20 protein-coding genes and 1 tRNA gene are annotated in these 23357 nt (G+C 72.3%); 12 read left to right on the forward strand and 9 right to left on the reverse strand.

Annotated features, from left to right (window positions below):
• Positions 1-1062: an aspartate-semialdehyde dehydrogenase gene (locus tag ACLQ26_RS11765; protein WP_425744449.1), complete on the forward strand. Its 1062-nt coding sequence runs from the start codon at positions 1-3 to the stop codon at positions 1060-1062.
• 26 nt (positions 1063-1088) lie between these two features.
• On the opposite strand, the gene ACLQ26_RS11770 is transcribed toward ACLQ26_RS11765, so the two are convergent.
• The gene (locus tag ACLQ26_RS11770) at positions 1089-2465 is read right to left on the reverse strand and encodes a diguanylate cyclase (RefSeq protein ID WP_425744802.1); all 1377 of its coding nucleotides are present in this window, start codon (positions 2463-2465) and stop codon (positions 1089-1091) included.
• A gap of 214 nt (positions 2466-2679) precedes the next feature.
• Here ACLQ26_RS11770 and ACLQ26_RS11775 point away from each other — a divergent pair, with 214 nt between their 5' ends.
• A complete protein-coding gene (locus tag ACLQ26_RS11775) occupies positions 2680-3459 on the forward strand; it encodes a phosphodiesterase (protein ID WP_425744450.1) in 780 nt (259 codons plus the stop codon).
• Positions 3460-3469: 10 nt separating this feature from the next.
• Complete coding sequence (locus ACLQ26_RS11780) at positions 3470-4210, forward strand: histone deacetylase (protein WP_425744451.1); 741 nt, start codon at positions 3470-3472, stop codon at positions 4208-4210.
• Between the two features lie 52 nt (positions 4211-4262).
• Here the strand turns inward: ACLQ26_RS11780 and ACLQ26_RS11785 are convergent, their stop codons facing one another.
• Positions 4263-5060 (reverse strand): alpha/beta fold hydrolase, encoded by a 798-nt coding sequence (locus tag ACLQ26_RS11785; protein WP_425744452.1) that lies wholly within the window; start codon positions 5058-5060, stop codon positions 4263-4265.
• 322 nt (positions 5061-5382) lie between these two features.
• Between ACLQ26_RS11785 and ACLQ26_RS11790 the strand changes: the two genes are divergently transcribed.
• The gene (locus tag ACLQ26_RS11790) at positions 5383-7089 is read left to right on the forward strand and encodes a bifunctional metallophosphatase/5'-nucleotidase (protein ID WP_425744453.1); all 1707 of its coding nucleotides are present in this window, start codon (positions 5383-5385) and stop codon (positions 7087-7089) included.
• Positions 7090-7187: 98 nt separating this feature from the next.
• Here ACLQ26_RS11790 and ACLQ26_RS11795 read toward each other — a convergent pair whose 3' ends face one another.
• Positions 7188-8465: an MFS transporter gene (locus tag ACLQ26_RS11795; protein ID WP_425744455.1), complete on the reverse strand. Its 1278-nt coding sequence runs from the start codon at positions 8463-8465 to the stop codon at positions 7188-7190.
• Between the two features lie 136 nt (positions 8466-8601).
• Here ACLQ26_RS11795 and ACLQ26_RS11800 point away from each other — a divergent pair, with 136 nt between their 5' ends.
• Positions 8602-9075: a hypothetical protein gene (locus tag ACLQ26_RS11800; RefSeq protein ID WP_425744456.1), complete on the forward strand. Its 474-nt coding sequence runs from the start codon at positions 8602-8604 to the stop codon at positions 9073-9075.
• A 152-nt stretch (positions 9076-9227) separates the two neighbouring features.
• Here ACLQ26_RS11800 and ACLQ26_RS11805 read toward each other — a convergent pair.
• Positions 9228-9304, reverse strand: a tRNA-Pro gene (locus ACLQ26_RS11805).
• A 160-nt stretch (positions 9305-9464) separates the two neighbouring features.
• Positions 9465-10358 (reverse strand): metallophosphoesterase, encoded by an 894-nt coding sequence (locus tag ACLQ26_RS11810; protein WP_425744457.1) that lies wholly within the window; start codon positions 10356-10358, stop codon positions 9465-9467.
• A gap of 25 nt (positions 10359-10383) precedes the next feature.
• On the opposite strand from ACLQ26_RS11810, the gene ACLQ26_RS11815 reads away from it, so the two are divergent.
• A complete protein-coding gene (locus ACLQ26_RS11815; RefSeq protein WP_007466213.1) occupies positions 10384-10839 on the forward strand; it encodes a GatB/YqeY domain-containing protein in 456 nt (151 codons plus the stop codon).
• A 120-nt stretch (positions 10840-10959) separates the two neighbouring features.
• On the opposite strand, the gene ACLQ26_RS11820 is transcribed toward ACLQ26_RS11815, so the two are convergent.
• Positions 10960-13371 (reverse strand): penicillin-binding protein, encoded by a 2412-nt coding sequence (locus ACLQ26_RS11820; protein WP_425744458.1) that lies wholly within the window; start codon positions 13369-13371, stop codon positions 10960-10962.
• Positions 13372-13776: 405 nt separating this feature from the next.
• Here ACLQ26_RS11820 and ACLQ26_RS11825 point away from each other — a divergent pair, with 405 nt between their 5' ends.
• Entirely contained in the window at positions 13777-14097 is a 321-nt protein-coding gene (locus tag ACLQ26_RS11825) for a WhiB family transcriptional regulator (RefSeq protein ID WP_007466209.1), read from the forward strand.
• Between the two features lie 6 nt (positions 14098-14103).
• Here the strand turns inward: ACLQ26_RS11825 and ACLQ26_RS11830 are convergent, their stop codons facing one another.
• From ACLQ26_RS11830 to ACLQ26_RS11840, 3 genes are read right to left on the reverse strand one after another with little or no spacing between them, the layout of a single operon-like run.
• Positions 14104-15255, reverse strand: coding sequence for an ArsA family ATPase (locus ACLQ26_RS11830; protein WP_363686670.1), 1152 nt, complete (start codon positions 15253-15255; stop codon positions 14104-14106).
• A gap of 54 nt (positions 15256-15309) precedes the next feature.
• On the reverse strand, positions 15310-16287 hold the full coding sequence (locus ACLQ26_RS11835) for an ArsA-related P-loop ATPase (RefSeq protein WP_363686668.1): 978 nt from the start codon (positions 16285-16287) through the stop codon (positions 15310-15312).
• A 26-nt stretch (positions 16288-16313) separates the two neighbouring features.
• Positions 16314-16886, reverse strand: coding sequence for a hypothetical protein (locus ACLQ26_RS11840; RefSeq protein ID WP_425744803.1), 573 nt, complete (start codon positions 16884-16886; stop codon positions 16314-16316).
• Between the two features lie 715 nt (positions 16887-17601).
• On the opposite strand from ACLQ26_RS11840, the gene ACLQ26_RS11845 reads away from it, so the two are divergent.
• The 5 genes from ACLQ26_RS11845 (at position 17602) to ACLQ26_RS11865 (ending at position 23355) form a co-directional block, all read left to right on the forward strand.
• Positions 17602-18087: a hypothetical protein gene (locus ACLQ26_RS11845; RefSeq protein ID WP_425744459.1), complete on the forward strand. Its 486-nt coding sequence runs from the start codon at positions 17602-17604 to the stop codon at positions 18085-18087.
• A 44-nt stretch (positions 18088-18131) separates the two neighbouring features.
• On the forward strand, positions 18132-18287 hold the full coding sequence (locus ACLQ26_RS11850) for a DUF4177 domain-containing protein (RefSeq protein WP_007466198.1): 156 nt from the start codon (positions 18132-18134) through the stop codon (positions 18285-18287).
• 55 nt (positions 18288-18342) lie between these two features.
• Positions 18343-18804, forward strand: coding sequence for a RidA family protein (locus ACLQ26_RS11855; protein WP_425744460.1), 462 nt, complete (start codon positions 18343-18345; stop codon positions 18802-18804).
• Between the two features lie 124 nt (positions 18805-18928).
• Positions 18929-19759 carry an MBL fold metallo-hydrolase gene (locus ACLQ26_RS11860; RefSeq protein ID WP_425744461.1) on the forward strand — a complete coding sequence of 277 codons (831 nt, stop codon included), beginning with the start codon at positions 18929-18931 and terminating at the stop codon, positions 19757-19759.
• Entirely contained in the window at positions 19756-23355 is a 3600-nt protein-coding gene (locus tag ACLQ26_RS11865) for an adenylate/guanylate cyclase domain-containing protein (protein ID WP_425744462.1), read from the forward strand. Before ACLQ26_RS11860 ends, ACLQ26_RS11865 begins: the two co-directional genes overlap by 4 nt.
• Positions 23356-23357: the final 2 nt, after the last annotated feature.

Consider the following 23357-nt stretch of genomic DNA (forward strand, 5'->3'; position numbering starts at 1 on the left):
ATGACGGCGCTGCCCACCCTCGCCGTGGTCGGAGCGACAGGTGCCGTCGGCACCGTGATGTGTGAGCTGCTCAGCGGGCGTCGCAACGTCTGGGGTGAGATCCGGCTCATCGCCTCCGAGCGATCGGTCGGGAGGCGGGTGCGCTGCCGGGGCGAGGACGTCGTCGTCCAGGCGCTGACCCCGGAGGCGTTCGACGGGGTCGACGTGGCGATGTTCGACGTGCCCGACGAGGTCTCCGCCGAGTGGGCGCCCATCGCCGTCGCCCGTGGCGCGATAGCCGTGGACAACTCCGGCGCCTTCCGGATGGACCGGGACATCCCGCTGGTCGTCCCGGAGATCAATCCCGAGCAGGTCCGCAACCGCCCCCGGGGCATCATCGCGAACGCCAACTGCACCACCCTCGCGATGATCGTCGCGGTCGCGCCCCTGCACCGCGAGTACGGCCTGCGGGAGCTGGTGCTCGCCTCCTACCAGGCGGCATCCGGCGCCGGTCAGGCCGGTGTGGACATCCTGCACGACCAGCTCACCAAGGTCGCCGGGGATCGGGCGCTCGGCTCGCGTACCGGCGACGTCCGGCAGGCGGTCGGCGACGACCTCGGCCCGTTCCCGGCGCCGCTGGCGCTCAACGTGGTGCCCTGGGCGGGCTCGTCGGCCGACGGTGGCTGGTCGTCGGAGGAAATGAAGATCCGCAACGAGTCGCGGAAGATCCTCGGCCTGCCCGACCTCAAGGTAAGCGCCACCTGCGTACGTGTGCCAGTGGTGACCGGCCACTCGGTGGCCGTGCACGCGGTCTTCGCCAGCGAGGTCGACGCCGAGGGCGCCCGCGAGGCGCTGCGCAACGCCCCCGGCGTGATCCTGGTCGACGACCCCGCCGCAGGCGAGTTCCCGATGCCTATCGACGCGGTCGGCACCGACCCGTCGTGGGTCGGCCGGATCCGTCGCGCCCTGGACGACCCGCGCGCCCTCGACTTCTTCGTCACCGGCGACAACCTCCGCAAGGGCGCAGCCCTCAACACGGCCCAGATCGCCGAACTCCTCGCCAAGGAACTCCGCACCGCCTGACCGCTCCCGAGTCACGCCGGTGGGGGTCAGGCGGCGGCTAGGTGGACTCCGTCTCGGCCCTGGCGTTTTACCTTGTAAAGGGCCTGGTCGGCTCTTCGTAGAGTGCGGTCGGGGGATTCGCCGGGGCGGGGCAGCGCGACGCCCACACTTATCGTGCGGCCGGTCCGTCGGGCCGCCTCGGCCAATCGCTCGGCGATCCGGACCGCCTCCTCCGGACGGCTCACCTCGATCACCGCGACGAACTCGTCGCCACCGATCCGGTACAGCTCGTCGCCGTGGCGCAACGCACCCTCCAGCGCCCGGGCCAGCCCGACCAGCACCTGGTCACCGGCCTGATGGCCGTACGTGTCGTTCACCGTCTTGAAGCCGTCCACGTCGATCGCCAGCAGAGCCGTACGCCCCGGGGTGGCCGCCGCGATCCGCTGCCCGAACGGGCCGGTGTGCCGCAGGCCCGTCAGCGGGTCCGAGCTGGCCTGCTCCCGCAGCCGGGCGAGCGTCCGCAGCCGGTCCAGGCTGGTCCATGCCTGCCCGGCGAGCAGCTCCATGAGGCTGACAGTGGTCGGGTCCGGCAGCAGCGCCCGATCGTCGGCGACGAGCAGCGCCCCACCGGCGTCCGACGGCCCGACCGGAACGGCGATCAGGGTGCGTACCCCGGCCCGGGTCAGCGGCCGGTAGTCCTCGGTCGGCGGGTGCCCCGCCTCGCCCAGCGTGTAGCCGGCGCCGTACCGGTGCGCCCGGTCGACGATCCGGCCGAGCGCCTCCGGCCCCGCCTCGGCCAACTCCGCCCGGATGCGCGCCTCCAACTCGCAGTCGGCAAGCGACGGCGGCCCGACCTGGGCGCCCTGCGGGCCGCCGATCAGCAGCACGGCTGTGGAGAGGGTGGACACCTCCCGGGCGGCACAGGTCGCCGCACCGATCACGGTCTCCTCGGTCGACGCGGCGGAGAGCGCGGCGGCGTGCCGGAGCAGTTTCTCGCTGCGGCTCTCCGACGGAGGGCCACCGAGCGCGGCAATCCGCGCGCCGAGCCGGGCCGCCAGCCGTTGCGCGGTCTCCCGCCACGGCTCCAGGTCGACAGGCCCACTCCACTGCAGGTCCAGTACGCCGATCACCCGGCCCGCCGGGTCGCGCACGGGCACGCACAGCTCGGCCGTCACGTCGGGGCGTACCGGGAGGTAGTCGGGGTCGACTGTGACGTCCGGGACCACCGCCGTCACGCCCGTCGCGTACACCCGGCCGACGATTCCGGTGCGCGCGGGGACGGTCGCGAAGACCTGCCACGCGCCGGTCGCCGCCACACAGCGCAGCCGGTCGTGGGCTTCGAGCAGCACCGAGATGGTGGCCGGGGTGTGGCGGGACAGCGCGGTGACCGTCCACCGGCAGGCCTCCGGCGCGCTCGACGCCATCGACAGGCGGACGCTGACCTCACGGCTGACTCGCTGATGATCCACTCGCACGTCGTTCCAGGTAGGGGAGGGGTCGGCGCGATCAAGCGTACCCACGCCGGCGAGGGCCGCCGAGCTTCGTACACATGTGCTATCCACAGGCTGTGGACGCGGCCTGTGGAAAGAGGCGGCGGGCGATAGCGTGGAGTTCCCCGCGCCGAGGAGGCGAGCCCTGATGCTCATCGCCCAGCTCAGTGATCCGCACGTGACCACCGGCCTGCTCGCCGCCGAGCCCGCCGCCGGCCTGCACCGGGCGCTCGGCCGGGTGCTGGCCCTCCGTCCGCGCCCCGACTGCGTGGTCATCACCGGCGACCTGGTCGACCACGGCCGGCCCGACGAGTACGCGGCGCTGCGCGACCTGATCGGCCGGTTCCCGCTTCCGGTTCACCTGGCCGCCGGCAACCACGACGACCGGGAGTCCCTGCTCGACGCGTTCGGCGGCACGCCCTGGCTCGGCGGCGGATTCTCCGCCTACTACCACGTCGACCACGAGGCGGCGACAGTCGTCGTGCTCGACTCGCTCACCCCCGGCAGCGGCGGCGGCAACCTGGGCGAGGAACAGCTCGGTTGGCTCGACGGCGTCCTCTCCGGTCGACCCGACGTGCCCGCGGCGATCTTCCTGCACCACCCCCCGGTCGCGGTCGGCATCCCAACGGCTGACACCATCCGGCTCGCCGACGGGCCCGCGCTGGCCGAGGTGATCGGCCGGCACCGGCACGTCGTGCGGGTCGCCGCCGGGCACCTGCACCGCACGGTCACCACGGGGTACGCGGGCACTGTGCTCACCGTGGCGCCCAGCACCTGGAAACAGTCCACGCTCACGATGGCCACCGACGAGCAGATCGGCTGGGTCGCCGAGCCCACCGCCTTCCTGCTGCACCGCATCGAGTCCGGCGGCTGCGTGACCCACGTCGTGCAGGTCAGCCACTCGGCCGGCCAGACCTGCGGCTTCTGATCGCAGGCTCATGCCCGGCAACGTCTGGTACGTCGCGTACGGCTCGAACATGCACGCCGCCCGGCTGGCGTGGTACATCGGCGGCGGCTGCCCGCCCGGCGGCCTGCGGACGTACCCGGGTTGCCGCGACCCCCGCCCACCGAGCCGGTCGGCACCGGTGTGGCTGCCCGGCGGGATCTACTTCGCCGGCGAGTCCCGCGCCTGGACCGGTGGGATGGCGTTCTACGACCCGCAGTTGCCGGGCGAGGCCGCCGCGCGGGCCTACCTGGTCACCATCGAGCAGTTCACCGACATCGCCGCCCAGGAGATGTACCGCCCGACAGGCGACACCGCCGACCTCGTCCCGGCGACCGGCGCGGCAGTCGACGCGGCGGTGGCCCACGGGCGGGCGACGCTCGGCCCGGGGCGCTACGAGACTCTGATCTGCCCCGGCCGGCGTGCCGGCGTCCCGCTGCTCACCTTCACCGCGCCCGAGTCGGCGTCGGCCGTGCGGTGCCGCCCACCGGCACCGGCCTACCTGGGCATGATCGCCCGAGGGCTGCGCGAGTCACACGGCTGGCCGGCCGAGCGGATCGCCGACTACCTGGCGCAGCGCCCGGGAGTCGCGGGAGGCTGGCCGCCCGAGGCGGTCAGGGCCCTGGTCACCGACGCGCTCGCCGCGGCCGCGCCGGTCACCGACGACGCGCTCACCGACGACGTGCTGGTCAGCGACGATGGGCGCCGCGCTGACGACCTGCTCGCCGCGGAGTGACTGGGCGGTCGGCGCGGCCCGGTCGTGGCCCCGGCCCGTCCCGGCGGGGTCGTCAGCCGAGCAGGAACTCGCGTAGGGCGGGGGCGAGCGTGGCGGGCGGCACCTCGTGGTAGCCGCCGTCGAGACTGATGGATCGGCCACCGGCAATCGCCTCGGCGGTGGCCCGGCTCGCATCGCGCAGCCACTGTGGACTGCCGGTGCTGTCCACCGTGAGCGTCGGCACGGTGATCGCAGCCAGCCGGTCGGTCGGCAGCCGGCCACCGGCGGTGATCAGCGTGTCGTACGGCAGCGTGTGCGCGATCGCGGTCAGCGAACCCCACACCGGCTGTGCCCGCATCCCGGCGACCGTCTCGGCCGACAGGCCCACCGAGGCGATCAGGAAGATCTCCACCGCGCTGTCGCGGTCACCAGCCACGAGCAGCTCATTGAGCCGCGCCGAGATGTCCTCGCGGATGCCAACGTGCGGGCCCACCTGAAACGGCGGCTCGAAAAGGATCAGCCCGGTCACCGGCAGCCCTTGCGCCGCGCCGAGAGCCGCCAGGATCGCGCCGGACGACAGCCCGTAGATCGCCGCGGAGCCACCGGTCGCCGCCACCACGGCCGCCAGGTCCTCGATCTCCCGGCCGACCTCGTACGGCGCGGTGTCGCCGCTCTCGCCCCGCCCCCGACGGTCGTAGCCGACGACTGTGAAGTCCGGCGCGAGTGCCTCACCCAATGCGCTTGTCGAGTGGCGATCGCTGAACCCCCCGCCCACCAGAACGATCACCGGCCCGGCCCCGGACCGCTCGTACGCGATGGGCGTGCCGTCCGCCGATCGCACCTGCTCCACCGTCGGAGCCGCTCCGCTCACGATGCCGCCTCCATCCGCGCCGCCTGCCGTCTCGTCCTCTCTAGACCATAGGCCCGACGATCTCCGGCACGTCGGCATCGACCAGCCGCACTGCCTGGCGTTTCCGGGCCGGCGGCATATCCGCAGCTCTGGCGGGCCGCCCGGCCCGTCCGCTCGGAATCGCCGCCCGGCTCGACCGGCCGGATTCCGGATGAGAGGCTGTCGAGGCGGGCGGCGATTCCCACCGCCGCCATTCGCGACCGACCCTTCCGACGGCGTCGGTCGGCGGCCCGGTCGACCCACAGGCCGGGCACCGCACGCGCCGATTCTCACGAGGAGTTCCATGTCCATACCCGGGATGCGTCGGGCCGCTGTCGGCCTGACCGCGCTCGCGGTGGCAGCGCTCGGCGCGGTCGCCACCACCCCCGAGCAGGCCGACGCACGACCGAAGCCGGTCGACGTCACCCTGCTGGCCCTCAACGACTTCCACGGCAACCTCGAACCGCCGACCGGGTCCAGCGGCACCATCGCCGGGCAGCCCGCGGGCGGCGTCGAATACCTTGCGACCCACCTGGCCGAGCTGCGCGCCGCCGCCAAGAAGAAGAACACGATCACGGTCGCCGCCGGTGACCTGATCGGCGCGTCCCCGCTGCTCTCCGCCGCGTTCCACGACGAGCCGACCATCGAGGCGCTGAGCATGGCCGGGCTGGACTACGCCAGCGTCGGCAACCACGAGTTCGACGAGGGCGCCGCCGAGCTGCTGCGGATCCAGAACGGTGGCTGCCACCCGGTGGACGGCTGCGCCGACGGCACCCCGTACCGGGGCGCCGGCTTCCAGTACCTGTCCGCGAACGCCTTCAAGACCGCGACCGGCAGGCCGCTCATGGCGCCGTACGCGATCCACAAGGTGCAGGGCGTCAAGGTCGGCTTCATCGGGATGACCCTGGAGGGCACCCCGCAGATCGTCAGCCAGCAGGGCGTCGCGGGCCTCACCTTCACCGACGAGGCGGAGACCGCCAACCGGTACGCCCGCGAGCTGCGCCGCAAGGGCGTGCAGACGATCGTCGTGCTGCTGCACGAGGGCGGCGCCCAGGCGGCGACCGGCGGCATCAACGACTGCGTCGGCATGACCGGGCCCATCGTGGACATCGCCAACCGGATGGACCCGTCGATCGACGTGGTGGTCAGCGGCCACACCCACCAGGCGTACAACTGCAACATCAACGGCAAGCTGGTCACCAGCGCCAGCTCGTTCGGCCGCCTCGTCACCGACATCGACCTGAAGATCGACCGCCGGACCGGTGACGTGATCTCCGCTGCCGCGAACAACGTCGTCGTCACCCGGGACGTGGCGAAGGACCCGAAGCAGACCGAGCTGATCAACCGGTACAAGACGGTGCTCGGTCCGGTCGCCGACCGCCAGGTCGGCGTGACCAGCCAGGCGCTCACCAAGACCCAGGAAACCCTCTTCGGTACGACGCTTGGTGAGTCTCCGCTGGGCAACGTGATCGCTGACGCGCAGCTCGCCGCCACCGACGACGAGCAGGACGCGGTCGCCGCCTTCATGAACCCGGGCGGGGTCCGTGCCGATCTGGACGCCGGTCCGGTCACCTACGAGGAGGCGTTCACAGTGCAGCCGTTCGCCAACAACCTGGTGACGTTGGACCTCACCGGCGCGCAGCTCTACTGCGTCTTGGAGCAGCAGTTCGTCACCGGCCGGACGCTGTACCCGTCGTCCACCGTGGGCTACGTCGTCGACCCGGCCGGCACCACCGGCACCGCGGCCGACCCGTGCGCCGGCACGCGCGTTGTGCGGGGCAGCCTCACCATCGGCGGCACGGTCGTCGACACCGCCGCCACCTACCGGGTGACTGTGAACAACTTCCTCTCCGGGGGCGGCGACGGCTTCAGCGCCCTCACCGCCGGAACCAACCAGGTCACCGGTCTGATCGACCTGGACGCGTTCGTGGCGTACCTGACCGCGCAGTCGCCGGTCTCCGCCCCGACGCTCGACCGCATCCGTACCACCGCCGAGGTCCCTGCCGCCTGACGGCGCGTACCCGGCAACGATCGATCGGGCCCCGGAGCACCCGCTCCGGGGCCCGACCCGTCCCAATTCCCGTCTCCGGGCCCTTGGGGTGGTGCGGATCAGACCGGGGTGGGTGCCGGCGTGGGCGCGGTGATCGTCGGGCGGCCGTCCTGGTCGACGGTGAGCAGCCGGCGCAGGGACAGCGCGATGAGCGAGGCCACCAGGCAGCCGCCGACCACCACCGCGACCCAGACCATGCCGTTGGCCGCGCCGAGGAGCGGGCCGGCGGTCACCGGGCCGATCACACCGCTGATTCCGAAGATCATCGAACTCATGGCGTTGTACCGGCCGCGTAGCTCATCGGTGGCCAGAGCGTTTGTCAGCGCCGGCATCACCGGCGACAGCAGCGTCTCACCGAGGCCGAAGATCGCCGAGCAGGCCACCACGCACAGGGCGGCCACCAGGGCGTTCTCGGTGCTGATCACGCCGGCGACGCCGAGGACGAGCCACGCGACGGCGAACACCGCCCCGACCACGGCGAGCGCGCCGGTGCGGCTGCGCCCCTCGATGCGGCGGATCACCAGCAGTTGCGCGAGCACGATCATCACCGTGTTGGCCGCGAGCGCCCAGGCCACCACTCGGGGGTTCACCTCGGCCACGCGCACGGCGTACGCGGCGAAGCCGACCTCGACCTGGGCGTACCCACAGGTGGTGAGGACCAGGCCGAAGATCACGAGCCGGCGGAACGGACGGTCCCGGAGCACGGTCAGGTAGCCCCCGCTCGACGGCCCGTCGCCGGCGGAGCGGTGGCCGAGCCGGTGGCCGACGCTCGACAGGGTCAAGAGGATCAGGGCCGGCATCAGGTAGCTGACCGCATCCAGCAGGTAGATCGTCTGGAAGGTGGCGGGTCGTGCGGTGTCGACGATCGCGCCGGAGGTCATGCCGCCGATACCGATGCCGAGATTGAGCAGCGCGAAGTTCAGCCCGAAGACCCGTTGCCGCTCACCGTCGTCGGTAAGCGAGGCGAGAATGGTGTTCTGCCCGGACCAGATCGCCGAGCTGCCGACGGCCACCACAGTCATCACGAGCAGCGCCGAGCTGGTCGAGTGGACCAGCGCCAGCGAGCCGGTGCCCACCGCCTCGATCAACAGGCACGGCAACACCACCCGGCGTGCGCCGAACCGGTCGATGAGCGTCCCACCCAGCGGCGACAGCGCCAGGGTGACGACGCCGTACCAGCCGATCACCAGGCCGGCGCGTGTGTCGGTGAGCCCCCGCACGTCGGTCAGGTAGATGAACAGGAACGGCAGGGTCAGGCCCCGCCCGATCGCCGACAGCAGGGTGCCGAGGAGGATCCAACGGGCTTCCCGACGACGGGGCAGGGCTCGACGCAGCATGTCCAGCATTCTGTTCGGTGGGTGTGACCAGACGCGAACCAGTTAGCGGCCCAGGTGAGCGAGGCCACGGCAGTCAGCACCTCTGCCGACGCCGGGGCGTGCGGCGGCTGTCGGTGTGCTCTGCCATGCTGGCCCGGTGAGCGTGACCTGGCGGCACCTGCCCGCATCGGCCCGTGAGATCGCCAACGCGGCCGGCGAGGCCGTCGCCGCCGCCCAGGGGCGCGACCCCACGGCGTACGAGGCGGCGGTCGACCGGCTCACCGGCGCCGACCGCTCCGGCCTGGTGCTCGGCGTCGTGGTCCGGTTGCTGCTTGAGGAAACCCATCCGGACGGGCTGGACGGTGACGACGTCCGCCAGGTGTTGGAACGCTGTGTGCGCTCGGCCGCCGCCTGGCGACCAGAGGTCGACCCGCACGTGATGCTGGTGCTCCTCGCCGGGGCGCTCGGCGTGTACGACCCGGGCGACGACGAAAACCCTCCCCGGCCGGCGGCTGTTGCGCGACATGCGCCGCTGCTCGTCGCCGACCTGGTGTCGTCCGCTGGCCGGCCGCTCGACGGCTACCTGACGGCCGCGTTCGTCGAGATCGAGCGCACCGAGCGACAGGACTGAACAGGGCCGCCCCGTCGAGGGCATGCGCCCTCCTGCCCTCTGGCCGGCGTGGCCGGATTCGACCCGACGACGACCTCTTCATCCCGCAGGAATGATCAGCGGGTGCACGCACAAGAGGGCACATCCATGAATCGGATGTGCCCTCTTACCTCTGGTCGGGGTGGCCGGATTCGAACCGACGACCTCTTCGTCCCGAACGAAGCGCGCTACCAAGCTGCGCCACACCCCGAGGCGTGCCGACAAATAGTAGCCCACCCGTCCCGATGGTCAAACTCGGTACCCCGCCGCTTGGCGCGGCCGCGCCGCGCCCGGACCCGCGCGCCCGGACCCGCGCGCCCGGACCCGCGCGCCCGGACCCGCGCGCCCGGCGCGGGCGCGACGAGCAGGGGTCAGCGGGGGATGAGGGTCAGGATGCTGGCCTCCGGGGGGCAGGCGAAGCGGATCGGTGCGGTCGGGTGGGTGCCGAGGCCGGCGGAGACGTGCAGCCAGGAGTCCGACCCCGGCCACCTGTGCAGCCCGCGCGCCATCGAGCGGGGCAGGCCGCAGTTGGTCACCAGCGCCCCGTACCCCGGGACGCAGACCTGCCCGCCGTGGGTGTGCCCGGCCAGCAGGAGGCCGAAGCCGTCGGCGGCCATCTGGTCGAGCACCCGGGGCTCGGGGGAGTGCGTCAGCGCGATGGACAGGTCGGCCGAGGACGAGGCCGCGCCGGCCACCGCCGGGTAGTCGTCCCGGCCGATGTGGGGGTCGTCCACGCCGACCAGGTCGAGTTGCCGGCCGCCGGCCTTGAGGGTGGTCCGGGCGTTGTTGAGGTCCGCCCAGCCGGCGCCGGTGAACACCTGGCGCAGCTCCTCGTAGGGCAGGTCGACGCCCTCGGTGTACTCCCGGTCCGGGAGGAAGTAGGTGAACGGGTTCTTCAGCACCGGCCCGGTGTAGTCGTTGGAGCCGAACACGAACGCGCCCGGGTAGTCCAGCAGCGGTTGCAGCGCCCGCAGCACGCCCGGCACCGCGCCCGGGTGCGCCATGTTGTCGCCGGTCACCACGACCAGGTCCGGGTCGAGGGCGGCCAGCGACGCCACCCATCGCTGCTTGCGCGCCTGGTCGGGCATCATGTGCAGGTCCGACAGGTGCAGCACGCGCAGCGGCTCCGCGTCGGCCGGCAGCATCGGCACGTCGTACCGCCGGAGGGTGAACATGTTGCGCTCGACGAGCGACGCGTACGCGAGCGTGGTCGCGCCGACCGCGGCGGTTCCGGCGGCGAGGCGGAATAGTGTGCGCTTTCGCATGGCGTTCAGGGTAGTTTGACCGTCCATGAGCACGCTGAAGGACCGCCTCACCGCCGACATGCGTTCCGCCCTCAAGGCGCGCGACGAGTTGACCACCTCCACGCTGCGGATGGCCCTGGCCGCCGTCGGCACCGCCGAGGTGGCCGGCAAGGCCAAGCGCGAGCTCACCGACGACGAGGTGCTCGCGGTGTTGACCAAGGAAGCCAAGAAGCGCCGGGAGGCGGCCACCGCCTTCGCCGACGCGGGCCGCGCCGAGCAGGCCGCGAAGGAGACCGCCGAGGGTGAGGTGCTGGACCGCTACCTGCCCAGGCAGCTCTCCGACGCCGAGTTGACCGAGCTGGTCGCGGGGGCGCTCGCCGCGGGCGGCTTCACCGGCAAGGCCCAGATGGGCCCGGCCATGAAGGCGGCCCAGGCCGCGGTGGCCGGCCAGGCCGAGGGTGGTCGGGTGGCCGCCGAGGTACGCCGACAGCTCGGCCTCTGACACGCCGGCCCTGCCGCAGCGGTTCACCTAGGAACAAGTCGGCAGCGCCGTTCCGGACCGACGAAACGGGCGGGCACCCGCAGTGGGTGCCCGCCCGTTTCGTGTGTCCTGCCTGTCGGCTCAGCCGTTGGGACGGCCGGGCGGTTTCGGCTTGTTGGTGCCCGCCGGAGCGCCGCCGCCGGTGCTGATCTGGATGGTGACGATGCCGTTCTTGATGGTTCGCCCGTCCGGGCTGGTGCCGGCGGCGGTGCCCGCCGGGCAGGTGGAGGCCACCTTCGTCTCGGAGACGATCGGTTCGAAGCCCGCGCCCTTGATCCGGGACTTCGCGGTGTCCACCGGCGCGCACTTCACGTCGGGGATGCTGCGCTGGTCACCCTCGGAGATCTTCTGGCCCGGCGGCTCGAAGTTGATCCGCGGCTTGCCCTTCATGGCGTCCCGCAGCGTCTCGTACACCGGCGGGTTGATGCCGTCCTTCTGCTCGTGCTTCATCTCGACGTTCGTCTGCGGCCAGTCCGGGTCGGCCATGATGCCGGCCACCGCGTACTGCTTGGTCATCGCGACCAGCGCGGCGGTCTTCTCCGAGTCGGTCGTGCCGGACTTGCCGGCCACCGGCGCGTCGACGATGCCCTTCACCACGGCGGCGGTGCGGCTGCTGCCGCACTTGCTGGTCTTGGAGTTGTCGCCGACCGGGCAGCGGGCGGCGTCCACGGCGGCGCGGGCCACGTCGGTGCTGAACCGCTTCTCGCAACGCGGGTTGGCGATGTCCAGCTTCTTGCCGTCCGGGTCGCGGATCTCCTGCACCGGGATCGGCTCGCAGTACTTGCCGTCCGCCGCGAGCGTCGCGTACGCGTTGGCCAGGTCCAGCGGCGTGGTGGCGGAGACGCCCAGGGTGAAGGCGCCCCACTGGTGGGCCGCGTCCTTGGTGGCGGCGAACTTGGCGTCGTTGCTGGCCCGGAACTGGATGCCTGCCCGCCTGGCCACGTCGACCACGTTCTCGGCGCCGACCTGCTGCTGCAGCGGAACGAAGTAGGTGTTGATCGACTGGGCGAAGGCAGTCCACATGTTCTGCACGCCGCCGGCCTTCTGACCGGAGTTGGTCGGGCAGTAGAAGTGGGTGCCGGGGCAGGCCGCCTTGCTGCTGCTGTCGATGATGTATTCCGACTTGAACTGCTGCGGCGCATTGAACGAGTAGCTGAGCGGGATGCCCTTCTCCAACGCGGCGACGATGGTGAAGATCTTGAAGGTCGAGCCGGCCTGGTAGCCGGCGATGCCGTCGCCGCCGCTGAGCAGCGGGTTCACAGTCGCCGGGTAGTTGCCCTTGATGCCCCGCCGGCTCTTCGCCGGGTCGCTGGAGATCTTGTTCGTGGGCTTATTCGGGTCGTCCAGCTTGAACTGCCTGTTGACCGCGAGCGCCCGCACCCGGCCGGTGCCCGGCTCCACCACGGCGACCATGGCGGCTTCCTTGCTGGTCTCCTTCTTGGCCTTGCGGACCGCCTTGTCCGCGCCGCGCTGCGCCTGGATGTCGATCGAGGTCACGACTGTGTAGCCGCCGCTCTTCAGCCGGCGCTCCCGGTCGTACCGGGTCGAGCCGAACGTCTCCTGATCCATCCACCAGCGGTAGAAGTAGTCGCAGAAGAAGCCCCAGCTGTTGACGTTTGTGGAGACGCAGCCGTTCGGGGTGCGCTTGTTGTTCACCTTCAGCTTGACGGCCTTGGCGCCGTCGGCCTCCTGCTGGGTGATGGCCTTGGTGTCGACCATGTTCTGGATGACGTAGTTACGCCGGTCCAGCGCGAGCGGGTAGCCGCTCTTGGTGGTCGGGTCGTTGGTCGTCGGGGCCTTCACCATGCCGGCCAGCAGCGCGGCTTCCTCGATCTTCAGCTTGCTCGGCGGCTTGCCAAAGTAGACCTGGCTGGCGGCGTAGATGCCGTACGCGCCGTTGCCGAACGAGGCGAGGTTGAGGTAGCGCGTGAGGATCTCGTCCTTGGAGAACTCCTTGTCGACCTGCAGGGCCAGCCGCATCTCGCGGAGCTTGCGGGCGCTGGTGTCCTCGGTCGCGGCTACCACGTCGGCCGGGTGCGTGGCCGAGTAGGCGATGGCCAGCCGGACGTACTGCATGGTCAGCGTCGAGGCGCCCTGCCGGCCGGAGCCCTCGCTCTGGTTGTTGACGAACGCACGGGCGACACCGTTGATGTCGACGCCGTTGTGCTTGTAGAAGTCGTGATCCTCGGCCGCGATGATGGCCTTGATCATGTACGGCGAGATGTCCGCGAGCTTCACGTCGCGGCGGTTCTCGTCGTACATCGTCGCCAGTGGCGTCTTGCCGTCCGACGCCAACAGGTAGCTGATCTGTGGCGCGCGGGCCACCGTCAGCTCCGTCGGCAGGTTGCCAAATGTCTCTGCGCCGGCCTTCGCGGCCAAGCCGGACATCGCCACCGCGGGGAAGGCCGCCGCAGCTACCACCACGCCAGCCAACAGGCCACATATGAGCAGCGATGCGGCGTTGGTCAGCACATTGTGGTCACGTTTCCGCATCCAGGTCACCTCGGCATGGTACGCGAGTAGGGAACGAGGGGCGCCTGGGAGTTCTTTCCCCATTTCCTGCGCGCGCTGCCCTCGTTGTGCTAAACGCATGACCCCCGGTACGAGGTTGCGTGTGACCCGGCGTGAGTCTTCACCGTTCGGCGGAGGCCCCGCAGCGTTTTCGCCGACCTCGGCGGGGTAACCGGCGGTCGAGAGCCCGGGAAGCCGGGAGTGTCCGGAATGATGGATTTCGCCGACAACGTTGCGTAATCAGTCGACTACAGAGCATGATGATGGCGGCGACAGCGCCACATGTCGTCCGCACCGCCTTGGGGAAGGCGGGCCGGGCGATCGGGGGGAAATTGCCGGCTGCCGTGCAACGAGGTCGGTAGGTACTGCAAGGGGGGACGAGTACACATGGGCATGATCACTGACTGGCCGTCGCTGGCGGCGTGTCAGAACGGGGACCCGGACGCGTTGTTCGTACAGGGCGCCGAACAGAACGTGGCGAAGCGGATCTGCCGGAGCTGCCCAGTTCGGTACGAGTGCCTGGCCGACGCGCTGGACAACCGGATCGAGTTCGGTGTGTGGGGCGGTATGACCGAACGCGAACGCCGGGCGTTGCTGCGTCGTCACCCCCAGGTGACGAGCTGGCGCAAGATGTTCGAGGCAGCGATGAAGAAGAACAGCAAGGACAAGGCTGGCAAGGACAAGATCCTCGTCAGCGCGGCAACCTGACGCCGGTCACGACCGGCTGATCGCCGCGCCGATCGTCCGCAGCCCGTCGACGTCGTGCACGTCGGCGGGCTGCGCCGTCACCGACACCGCCGGCACCGCCGGGAACGCCTCGGTGAACCGCGCGGCGACCTCCTGCTCGCGTACCGCCTGGCGGGCCAGAGCGGCGTGCGCCCGCAGCAGGTCGGCGGTGGCCTCGTGTCCACCCAGCTCGGCCAGCCGCTCCGCGGCGGCCCCACTCTGCTCGGCGTCCAACTGCGGGACCACCGGTCGGTGTACCCGGTTGAGCACCAGGCCGGCCAGCGGCATCTTCTCCTCCCGCAGCCGGCTCGCGAAGTAGGCGGCCTCCCGGACCGCGTCCGGCTCCGGCGCCGCGACCAGCACGAAGGCCGTCTCCCGTGCCTGCAGGATGCGGTACGTCTGCTCGGCCCGCTGCCGGAAACCCCCGAACATCGAGTCGAGTGCGGCCACGAAGCCGGACAGGTCGGTGAGCAACTGCGCGCCGAGCACCTTCTGCACGACCTTCGAGAACATCCCGAACGAGGCCGTGACCAGGTTGAACATGCTCCGCCCGCCGCTGCGTGCCGGCGCCAGCAGCAGGCGCAGCATCCGGCCGTCGAGGAACCGGGACAGTCGGGCCGGCGCGTCCAGGAAATCCAGCGCGGAGCGGGACGGCGGAGTGTCCACCACGATCAGGTCCCACTCGCCCCGGGCGTGCAGCTGACCCAGTTTCTCCATCGCCATGTATTCCTGCGTGCCGGCGAACGTCGAACTCATCGCCTGGTAGAACGGGTTCGCGAAGATCTCCGCGGCCTTCGTCGGGTCGGTGTGCTGGAGCACCACGTCGTCGAAGGTGCGCTTCATGTCCAGCATCATGGCGTGCAGCTCACCGCCGCTGGCCTCGACGTCGATCCCCTTGACCTGGCGGGGTGTGTTGTCCAGCTCGGTCAGGCCCAGTGACTGGGCCAGCCGGCGGGCCGGGTCGATGGTGAGCACCACGGTGCGCCGGCCGTGCTGCTCGGCGGCCCGCAGCGCCAGGGCCGCGGCAGTGGTCGTCTTACCCACCCCGCCGGCACCGCAGCACACGACGATCCGCACGCCCGGGTCGGCGAGGATCTGGTCGACGTCCAGCTGCGGCGCCGCGTCTTCGGAAGGCACCAATCGAGCGTATCGGGCCGCGTCGGTCCATGCGCCCGTGCTGAGCTCAGGTGTGAGTCAATCGGCGCTGACGAGGGCCCGGGCCAGTGTCGAGAGGCCCGTCCGGTCCACCCCGTCGGGCAGCAACGGCAGCTCGATCATCGGCAGCCCCAACTCCACCAGGTCGGCGCGGAGCGAATCCTCCAGTTCGCGCCGGATGAGCTGGTCCCGCGCCTCGTCGTGCAATCCGGCCACGATGTCCCGATCGGCCGGCAGCCCGGCGGCGACCAGGCCGCGTTCGAGTTCCGCGGCGGTGACCGCCGGACCGGCCGGCAGCGCGGGTCGGGCGCCGTTGACGATCACCTTCCCGATGCCGAAGCCGAGCGAGGTCAGGTCGGCGATCGCGTCCACCGTCTCCTGCACCGGCATCTCCTCCAGCAGCGTGACCACGTGGACGGCTGTCATCGGGGAGCGCAGCAGCGCGGAGACACCCTCGCTCTGGGTCTTGATCGGCCCGACCTTGGCGAGGCGCGCCGTCTCGGCAGTGACGTTGAGGAAGCGGCCGATCCGACCGGTGGGCGGCGCGTCCAGGACCACCGCGTCGTACGCGCGTCGCTGCCCCGAGGTGCGGGTGGTGGCCTCCTTCACCTTGCCGGTGAGCAGCACGTCACGCAGACCCGGGGCGATTGTCGTGGCGAAGTCGATGGCACCGAGCTTGCGCAGGGCACGGCCCGCCGCACCCAGCTTGTAGAACATGTCCAGGTACTCGAGCAACGCCTCCTCGGCGTCCACCGCGAGCGCGCGCACCGTACCGCCGTCCGGCGCGTCGGCGAGGTGCCTCTCCTCGTACGGCAGCGGGTCTATGCCGAAGAGTTGGGCGATGCCCTGCCGGCCCTCGACCTCCACCAGCAGGGTGCGCCGGCCACCGGCGGCCAGCGCCAGGGCCAGCGCCGCCGCCACGCTGGTCTTGCCGGTGCCGCCCTTGCCGGTCACGACGTGGAGACGGGCCGACCATCCGGTACCGGCCGGGTCGGACGGCCGCTCAGCTGCACGCACCCGTCGAGCCTATCCAGGCTCGCCGGTCACGCGACCTCGCAGACCCACCAACCCGTCTTCTGCACCACAGTGAAGCGCAGGTCCTGGTCGGCGACCTTCTCGTCGGCAGTGGTCATGGTGATGTGGGTGGAGACGGTGGCCCGGTCGCCGGTCTGGTTGTCGACCTTCGGGGTGGTCCACTTGAACCGGGGGTTCTGGTACTCGGATGCGTACTTCTTCACCTCGGCCACCTTCGCCGCGATCTTCTTGTCGTCCCGCGAGGCGGCGCAGACGTGCTTGCTGGCCTTGGTCGCGTCCTGATCCTTGTAGACCGCGGTGAGGAACTCGTCGACGGCGACCGCAGGCTCCTTCGCGCCGTCGCCGGCTTCGGCGTTGCGCAGGGTCAGAAACGCCACGACGCCGCCGCCCACGCAGAGCACCATGATCACGACCAGCGCGATGGCCGCGATCAGCAGCCCGCGCTTCTTCTTCGGCTCGACAGTGCCCTGGTACGGCGGGTAGCCGGGCGGCGGTGGCGGGATCGCGCCCGGAGCTGCCGGCGAGCCGGGCGGGCCTTCGGTAGGCGGAATCCCAGCGGGCGGGGCGGGCTGGGTCGGCACGCCCGGCTGCGCGGGGAGCGCCCCCGGCGCGGGCTGTCCGGGGAGGGCGAGCTCACCCGACTGGATCGGCTGGCCGGACGAAACGGGCGGGCCGGGAAGGGCGGGTGGGGCGGACGGGCCGGGCGGGCTGGCGCTCGCCGCCTGACCGGGTGTCGCCGACGCGGCGGGTTGCTCCGGGCCGGTCGCCGCATCGGACTCCCCCGAGGGGGCCGTCGGGTTGGGCTGGCCGGGGATCGACTGGCCGGAGGGTGTCGGGCCGGGCTGTCCGGGGATGGCCGGCGTCTCGGGCTGACCGGCGGACTCCGGGCGCGCCGACGGAAGGGCGCGCGGGCCGGCCTGGTCGCCGCTGGGCGGTTGGGTCATCTCGTCCCCCGGGGGTGCGGCGCCCGGCCGCCACCCCTGGCGCCGAGCGAGATCGAGCGGGCGGCCGGGCGCTGTGCGACCGTCCGACCGGAAGGGTAGCGGCCACCAGTCGCGCCGGTGTCGCCCCTACCGCGCGCCGCGCGGCATCGCGCGCATCATCCGGACGATGACATCTCTCGCAGTCGGGATTCCTACCGGCCATCTGTCAAATATGTGACTCTCGGTGACTGATCGTGCGCGTCCTGTTGGCGGGATCGCCGTTCTGGACCTACCTTCGTCCGGGCGGGGGGCCGGAACGGATGGATGGTCCGGGCCGGAAGCGTGATCCGAGAGGTACGACCGGAGGCAGTTCATGCGCGACGCGGACAACATCCCTCGCACCCAGTTTCCGACAAACGACCGGCAGCGCCGGCCCGGCTCCGTGGGAGAGGTGGCCGGCGGGCCGTTCGGCAGCCTGCCCATCAACGAGCGGTCGTACCGCCGGGTTCCGGAGCCCCCGGAAGTGATCCGGTTGTCGAGCCAGCCCGTCGAGCGGCCGCGGGACGACGACGAGCCCGGGTTCGTGATCCACCTGCCGATCCGGGTGCCCGACCTGGCCTCGGCGACCGTGCTGGCCGGTCGGGTCGCGGAGTCACTGGGCTTCCTGCCGGAGCTGGACGCCGGCGAGACCACCGTGTCCAACGCCGACGACCAGAACAACCGCCACCGGGTCTTCTGCGACCTGCTGCTGCCCGACCGGTCGCGCTGCCCCCAGGGGTACGAGCACGAGGGGCCCTGCGGAGAGCTGCCGGCCACGCCGGAGCAGCGTCCCGCGCCTCGTCCGGCCAGCGGACCGTAGGCTGTGCCCCGACGAAGTCCGCACCACGAGGGAGCCCTCCAGCAATGCAGAAGTGGGAATACTCCACGGTCCCTCTGCTGGTCCACGCGACCAAGCAGATCCTCGACAACTGGGGTGAGGACGGGTGGGAGCTCGTCGCCGTGGTCCCCGGCCCCAACCCGGACCAGCTGGTGGCGTACCTGAAGCGGCCCAAGGCGTGAGCGCGAGGAGTGCAGCGCAGCGGAGCCCCGCAGTCGCGAACGAAGGGGTGACGCGATGAGCAACGGTCCCCATGCGAAGCTCGCCGAGCTGGGCCTCGAACTGCCCGACGTGGTGCCGCCGGTGGCCAGCTACGTGCCGGCCGTGCAGTCCGGGCAGCACGTGTACGTCTCCGGCCAGCTGCCGATCGCCGAGGGCAAGCTGCTGGCGACCGGCAAGGTCGGTGCCGGCATCTCCGCCGAGCAGGCGAAGGACCTGGCCCAGCGGTGTGCGCTCAACGCGCTGGCGGCTGTCGACTCGCTCGTCGGCCTGGAGAACGTGATCAAGGTGGTCAAGTTGACCGGCTTCGTGGCGTCGGCCCCCGGCTTCATCGGCCAGCCCGCCGTGATCAACGGCGCTTCCGACCTGTTCGGGACCGTCTTCGGTGAGGCTGGCCGCCACGCCCGCAGCGCCGTCGGCGTGGCCGAGCTGCCGCTGGACGCCCCGGTGGAGATCGAACTGATCGTCGAGGTCGCCTGACCGCACCGCCACCGTCCCGCGATCGTGCGCTGCCGGCCCGGAGGAAAGCCCTGAACGGGGATGAATCAGGGGCCGGACGTGCATGATCGCGGGCCGTGGCGGGCGGGGTCGTACGATCGCAGCCATGAGCGGGCACGTGACGGGGGCGACTGCGGCGCTGGCCGACAGTCTGCCGGGCTGGGTGACACTGCTGCGCGCGCCGAACCCCGGCCCGATGACCCTCGACGGCACCAACACCTGGCTGCTGCGCGCGGCGGCGGGCGAACCGGCACTGGTCGTCGACCCCGGACCGGCCGACGAGGGGCACCTGGCGGCGCTCGCCGCACACGGCCCGATCGGGCTGATCCTGATCACGCACGGCCACGCCGACCACACCGAGGGCGCCGCCCGGCTCAGCGAGCTGCTCGGCGGGACGCACGTCCTCGCCGTCGACCCGGCGCACGCCATCGGCGGTACGCCCCTGGCCGATGCGCACCTGGGCGGCTTCGGCCTGGACATCCGACTGCTGGACACCCCGGGGCACACCGCCGACTCGGTCTGCTTCCTGGTGGAGCACGACGACGAGCGGGTGGTGCTCACCGGTGACACCATCCTCGGCCGTGGCACCACGGTGGTGGCCCACCCCGACGGGCACCTCGGCGACTACCTGAGCAGCCTGGAGCTGCTGTCCGCGTACACCGGAATTCCGGCGCTGCCCGGCCACGGCCCGGCGCTCGCCGACTGCGCCGCGGCCGCCACCTTCTATCTCGCGCACCGCCGGGCCCGGCTCGACCAGGTGCGGGCGGCGGTGGACGCCGGGGCGCGGAAACCCGCGGACGTGGTCGCGGCGGTCTACGCGGACGTGGACCGGTCGCTCTGGTGGGCGGCGGAATGGTCGGTCCGTGCCCAGTTGGAGTATCTGGGCGTCGACACCGGGGAATCTGCGCCGGGGGTCAGTGGGTTGGAGCACATGTGACCTGCCCGGTGTGCGGAACCGTCGCTGTCCCCGGCGCACGGTTCTGCCACAACTGCGGTGCCGCCCTGCCGGCAGCCGCCACGTTGCCGGCGGCCGAGCGCCGGGTCGTCACCGTGCTCTTCGGTGACCTCTCCGAATTCACCTCCTGGTCGGAGGACCTCGACCCGGAACGGGTCGGTGCCGTCACCGACCGGGTGCTCGCGGCCCTGGCCGGTGCCGTGAAGACCTTCGGCGGGCACGTCGACAAGCTGACCGGTGACGGCATCATGGCGGTCTTCGGGGCGCCGGTGGCGCACGAGGACGACGCCGAACGGGCCGTCCGGGCCGCCCTGTCCATGCAGCGGGCCGTCCGCCGGGTGCTCGACGACGAGCGGGGCGGTGGCGCGCCGCTCGGTCTGCGGGTCGGGCTGAACACCGGCGACGTCATCGCGGGCATCCAGGCCGCGATCGAATACACGGTCATCGGCGACACGGTGAACACCGCCGCCCGGCTGGCCGACGCCGCCGCGGTCGGCGCGGTCTACGCGGGCGGTCGGACCGCGGCGGCGACCCGGCACGTCGCCTCCTGGCGGGCACTGCGCCCGCTGCGGCTCAAGGGCAAGCGCGAGCCGGTCGAGGCGTACGAGCTGCTGGGCCTGCTGGACGCGCCGGGCACCCGGTCGGGTCTCGGCGACGAGGCGCCCTACGTGGGCCGGGAGACCGAGATCGGCCGGGTCGCCGGCCGACTCGCCGAGGTGATCGACCAGGGTGACCCGCGGGTGCTGCTGATGACCGCCGAGGCGGGCATCGGCAAGTCCCGGTTCGCCGCCGAGGTCGAGCGCCTCGCCGCCGGGTACGACGTGGGTGCCGGCCGGTACGCGGCGCACACCGGCGCGCGAGTGCTCTCGGTGCGCTGCGCCGCCTTCGGTGAGCGGCGCCGGCTCGCGCCGCTGGCCGACCTGGTCCGTGCCGCGGTCGGTCTGCCCAGTGACGCGGCCACCGCGCTGACCAGGCCGGCCGTCGAGGAACGGCTGCGCCGGCTCGGTCAGCGGCTCGCCCGCGCCGGCGGCGACACGCCCCCGATCGTCACCGACCAGCTGCTCGCCCTGCTCGGTTACGCCGAACTGCCGGTGCACGGCGGCACCGACAACGGCGAGTGGGGCTCGGCCGCCTCGCCCGCCGACGCCGAGGCGGTGCCGAACGCCGTCGCCGACCTGCTCAGCGGCCTCGCCTCGGAGGCGCCGCTGGTGATCGTGGTGGACGACCTGCACGACGCCACCCCCGAGACCATCAGCGCTCTCGGGCTGACCCTGTCCCGACTGACCGGCCCCGTGCTCGTCCTGCTGCTCGGCCGCCCCGAGCTCGTCCGCACCGCCGGCGCGCTGACCCGCGTCGCGGACGCCGAGGTGCACTCCCTGCCGCCGCTGCGGGGCGCCGACGCCGCCCGGCTGCTCACCAGCTACCTCGGCGGCGGGAAGCTGCCGCCGGCCGACGCGGACCGGCTGCTCGCCACCGCTCAGGGCAACCCGTTCTACCTCGCCGAGCTGGTCACCCTGCTGATCGAGCGCGGCGCGCTGACCGCTGAGCGGCAGGCGTCCGTCGACCGTGACCAGAGCACGTCGGCCGGCTGGCGCCTCGTGCCCGGTTCCCTGGGCAGCCGGCTGCTCTCCCGGGACCTCGCGGCAGTCCTCGCCGCCCGGATCGACGCGCTGCCACCGGACGCCCGTTCCGTCCTACGGGACGCGGCGGTGGTCGGTGACACCGTGCCGACAGGCGCGCTGGAGGCGCTGCGCGAGCAGCGGGCCGGCCGCGACGGGAGGCCCTCGGCGGTTGTCGCCGTGGAGTTCGACAGGGCCGTCGAGGAGCTGCTGCAACGCCGCATGCTGCACCGCAGCCGCGCCGGTTACGCGTTCGCCACCCCGCTGATGCGGGAGGCCGCGTACGCCGGGGTGAGCAAGGCGGAACTGGCCGAGCGGCACGCCGCGCTGGCCCGCTGGGCGGCGCCCGTCGACGGTGCCACGGCCGGCGGGGTGGGCGGGTTCACCGAGGAGACCCGCGACGACTTCGTCGCCATGCACGTCCAGCGGGCCGCCACGCTCGCCGACGCGGTGAAACTGCGACCTGACGCGCCGGCCCGCGCCGTGGTCCCGCTCGGGATCGCCGCGCTCGGCCGGGCCGCCCGCCGGTCGCTGTCCGCCGGGGAGCCCACGCTCGCCATCGAGTACGCCGAACGCGCCAGCGAACTGGCCCGCGACGGGATACCGGCGATCGACCGGGTGGTGCACGCACGTGCGCTGCTGCAGATCGGTCGGGTCACCGACGCGCTCGCCTTCGCCGAGAAGATCGCCGCGAACACCGGTGACGACACCACCCGGGCCAGCGCACTGCTGCTCGCCGGGCAGGCCCAGCAGACCCTCGGTGACCAGGGTCGGGCGGAGGCCGCCTGGCAGGAGGCGCTGCAGGTGGCCAAGGCCGGTGGGCTGCCCACGCTGCGCGCGTCCGCCATGCGTCGGCTCGGCATGGGCGACTTCGTGGCCGGTCGGCTCAGCCAGGCGAGCAGCCGGTTGGCCGCCGCGTACCAGGTCAGCCTCGCCGCCCAGGATCGGCGTGGGCAGGCCTGGTCGCTGCAGAACCTGGCCTGGGTGACCACCACCCGGGGCGACTTCGCCGGCACCGATGCGGTGCTCGGCCGGGCCGCCCGGCTCTTCGCCGAACTCAAGGATCCGTACGGGCGGGCCTGGCTGCGGGGCACCACCGCCTTCGCCCGGCTGCTCGCCGGCCGGCTGCGCGAGGCGTGCCGGATGGCACAGGTCTTCCTGCCCTTCGGCGAGCGGGTCGGCGAGGCGTGGGCGGTGGGCACGCTGCGCGCGGTCGCGGCGTTCGCCACCGCCGAGCTGGGCGAGTTGGCCGAGGCGGACCGGGAGGCCCGCCGGGCGTACCGCGAGTTCGCCGCCGCGTCCGACGACTGGGGGCGCGGGTTCGCGCTTGTCGTCCGGGCCGTCGTGGCGCGTGGGCTCGGCGAGCCGGAGCACGCGGCCGACCTGCTCACCGACGCCCTGGTGTACGCCGAGCAGACCTCGCACCCGCTGCTCACCGGAATGGCCGGCACGCTGCGCGGCTTCGTGGCGCTGGACATGGGCGACCACGAGACCGCCGAGCGGGCGGCCCGTGCGGTGCTGACGACAGTCGAACCGCACAACCCGCAGGCGCCGGCGCAGGTAGCGCCCCGGGTGCTGCTGGCCACCGCCCGGCTGGCCGCCGGTGATCCGGCGACCGCGGTCGGGCTGCTGGCCCCGGTGGCGACGGCTGCCGCCACCGCGCCCTCCCTGCTCTTCTCCCGCCGACAGACCATGGCCCGGTACGCGTCGGCGCTGCTCGCCCATGGTCAGCGGGAGCAGGCGCTGGACTGGGCCCGACGGGCGGTGACCGCGCCCGCCGAGGACGTGCGTAGTCAGGTGATCGCGGCGAGCGTGCTCGCCGAGGCGCTGGCCGCCTGCGGCCACGCGATCGAGGCCCGCTCCTGCGCCGACGAGGCGGTTCGCCTCGCGTACGCCACCGAACAACGCAGCGAACGAGCAGCAGCAGACTCCCTACAAGCCCGCCTAACCACCCCCTGACG

Origin of the sequence: Micromonospora sp. DT43, assembly GCF_049841645.1 — a bacterium.
In the GTDB taxonomy this organism is placed as follows: Bacteria; Actinomycetota; Actinomycetes; order Mycobacteriales; family Micromonosporaceae; genus Micromonospora.

Coding starts and splice junctions, on each gene's coding strand:
- ACLQ26_RS11820 (WP_425744458.1), bottom strand. CDS start 13,371: ATGCGGAAACGTGACCACAATGTGCTGACCAACGCCGCATCGCTGCTC.
- ACLQ26_RS11850 (WP_007466198.1), top strand. CDS start 18,132: ATGCAGAAGTGGGAATACTCCACGGTCCCTCTGCTGGTCCACGCGACC.
- ACLQ26_RS11815 (WP_007466213.1), top strand. CDS start 10,384: ATGAGCACGCTGAAGGACCGCCTCACCGCCGACATGCGTTCCGCCCTC.
- ACLQ26_RS11775 (WP_425744450.1), top strand. CDS start 2,680: ATGCTCATCGCCCAGCTCAGTGATCCGCACGTGACCACCGGCCTGCTC.
- ACLQ26_RS11795 (WP_425744455.1), bottom strand. CDS start 8,465: ATGCTGCGTCGAGCCCTGCCCCGTCGTCGGGAAGCCCGTTGGATCCTC.
- ACLQ26_RS11770 (WP_425744802.1), bottom strand. CDS start 2,465: ATGGCGTCGAGCGCGCCGGAGGCCTGCCGGTGGACGGTCACCGCGCTG.
- ACLQ26_RS11860 (WP_425744461.1), top strand. CDS start 18,929: ATGAGCGGGCACGTGACGGGGGCGACTGCGGCGCTGGCCGACAGTCTG.
- ACLQ26_RS11810 (WP_425744457.1), bottom strand. CDS start 10,358: ATGCGAAAGCGCACACTATTCCGCCTCGCCGCCGGAACCGCCGCGGTC.
- ACLQ26_RS11765 (WP_425744449.1), top strand. CDS start 1: ATGACGGCGCTGCCCACCCTCGCCGTGGTCGGAGCGACAGGTGCCGTC.
- ACLQ26_RS11790 (WP_425744453.1), top strand. CDS start 5,383: ATGTCCATACCCGGGATGCGTCGGGCCGCTGTCGGCCTGACCGCGCTC.
- ACLQ26_RS11825 (WP_007466209.1), top strand. CDS start 13,777: ATGGGCATGATCACTGACTGGCCGTCGCTGGCGGCGTGTCAGAACGGG.
- ACLQ26_RS11780 (WP_425744451.1), top strand. CDS start 3,470: ATGCCCGGCAACGTCTGGTACGTCGCGTACGGCTCGAACATGCACGCC.
- ACLQ26_RS11855 (WP_425744460.1), top strand. CDS start 18,343: ATGAGCAACGGTCCCCATGCGAAGCTCGCCGAGCTGGGCCTCGAACTG.
- ACLQ26_RS11845 (WP_425744459.1), top strand. CDS start 17,602: ATGCGCGACGCGGACAACATCCCTCGCACCCAGTTTCCGACAAACGAC.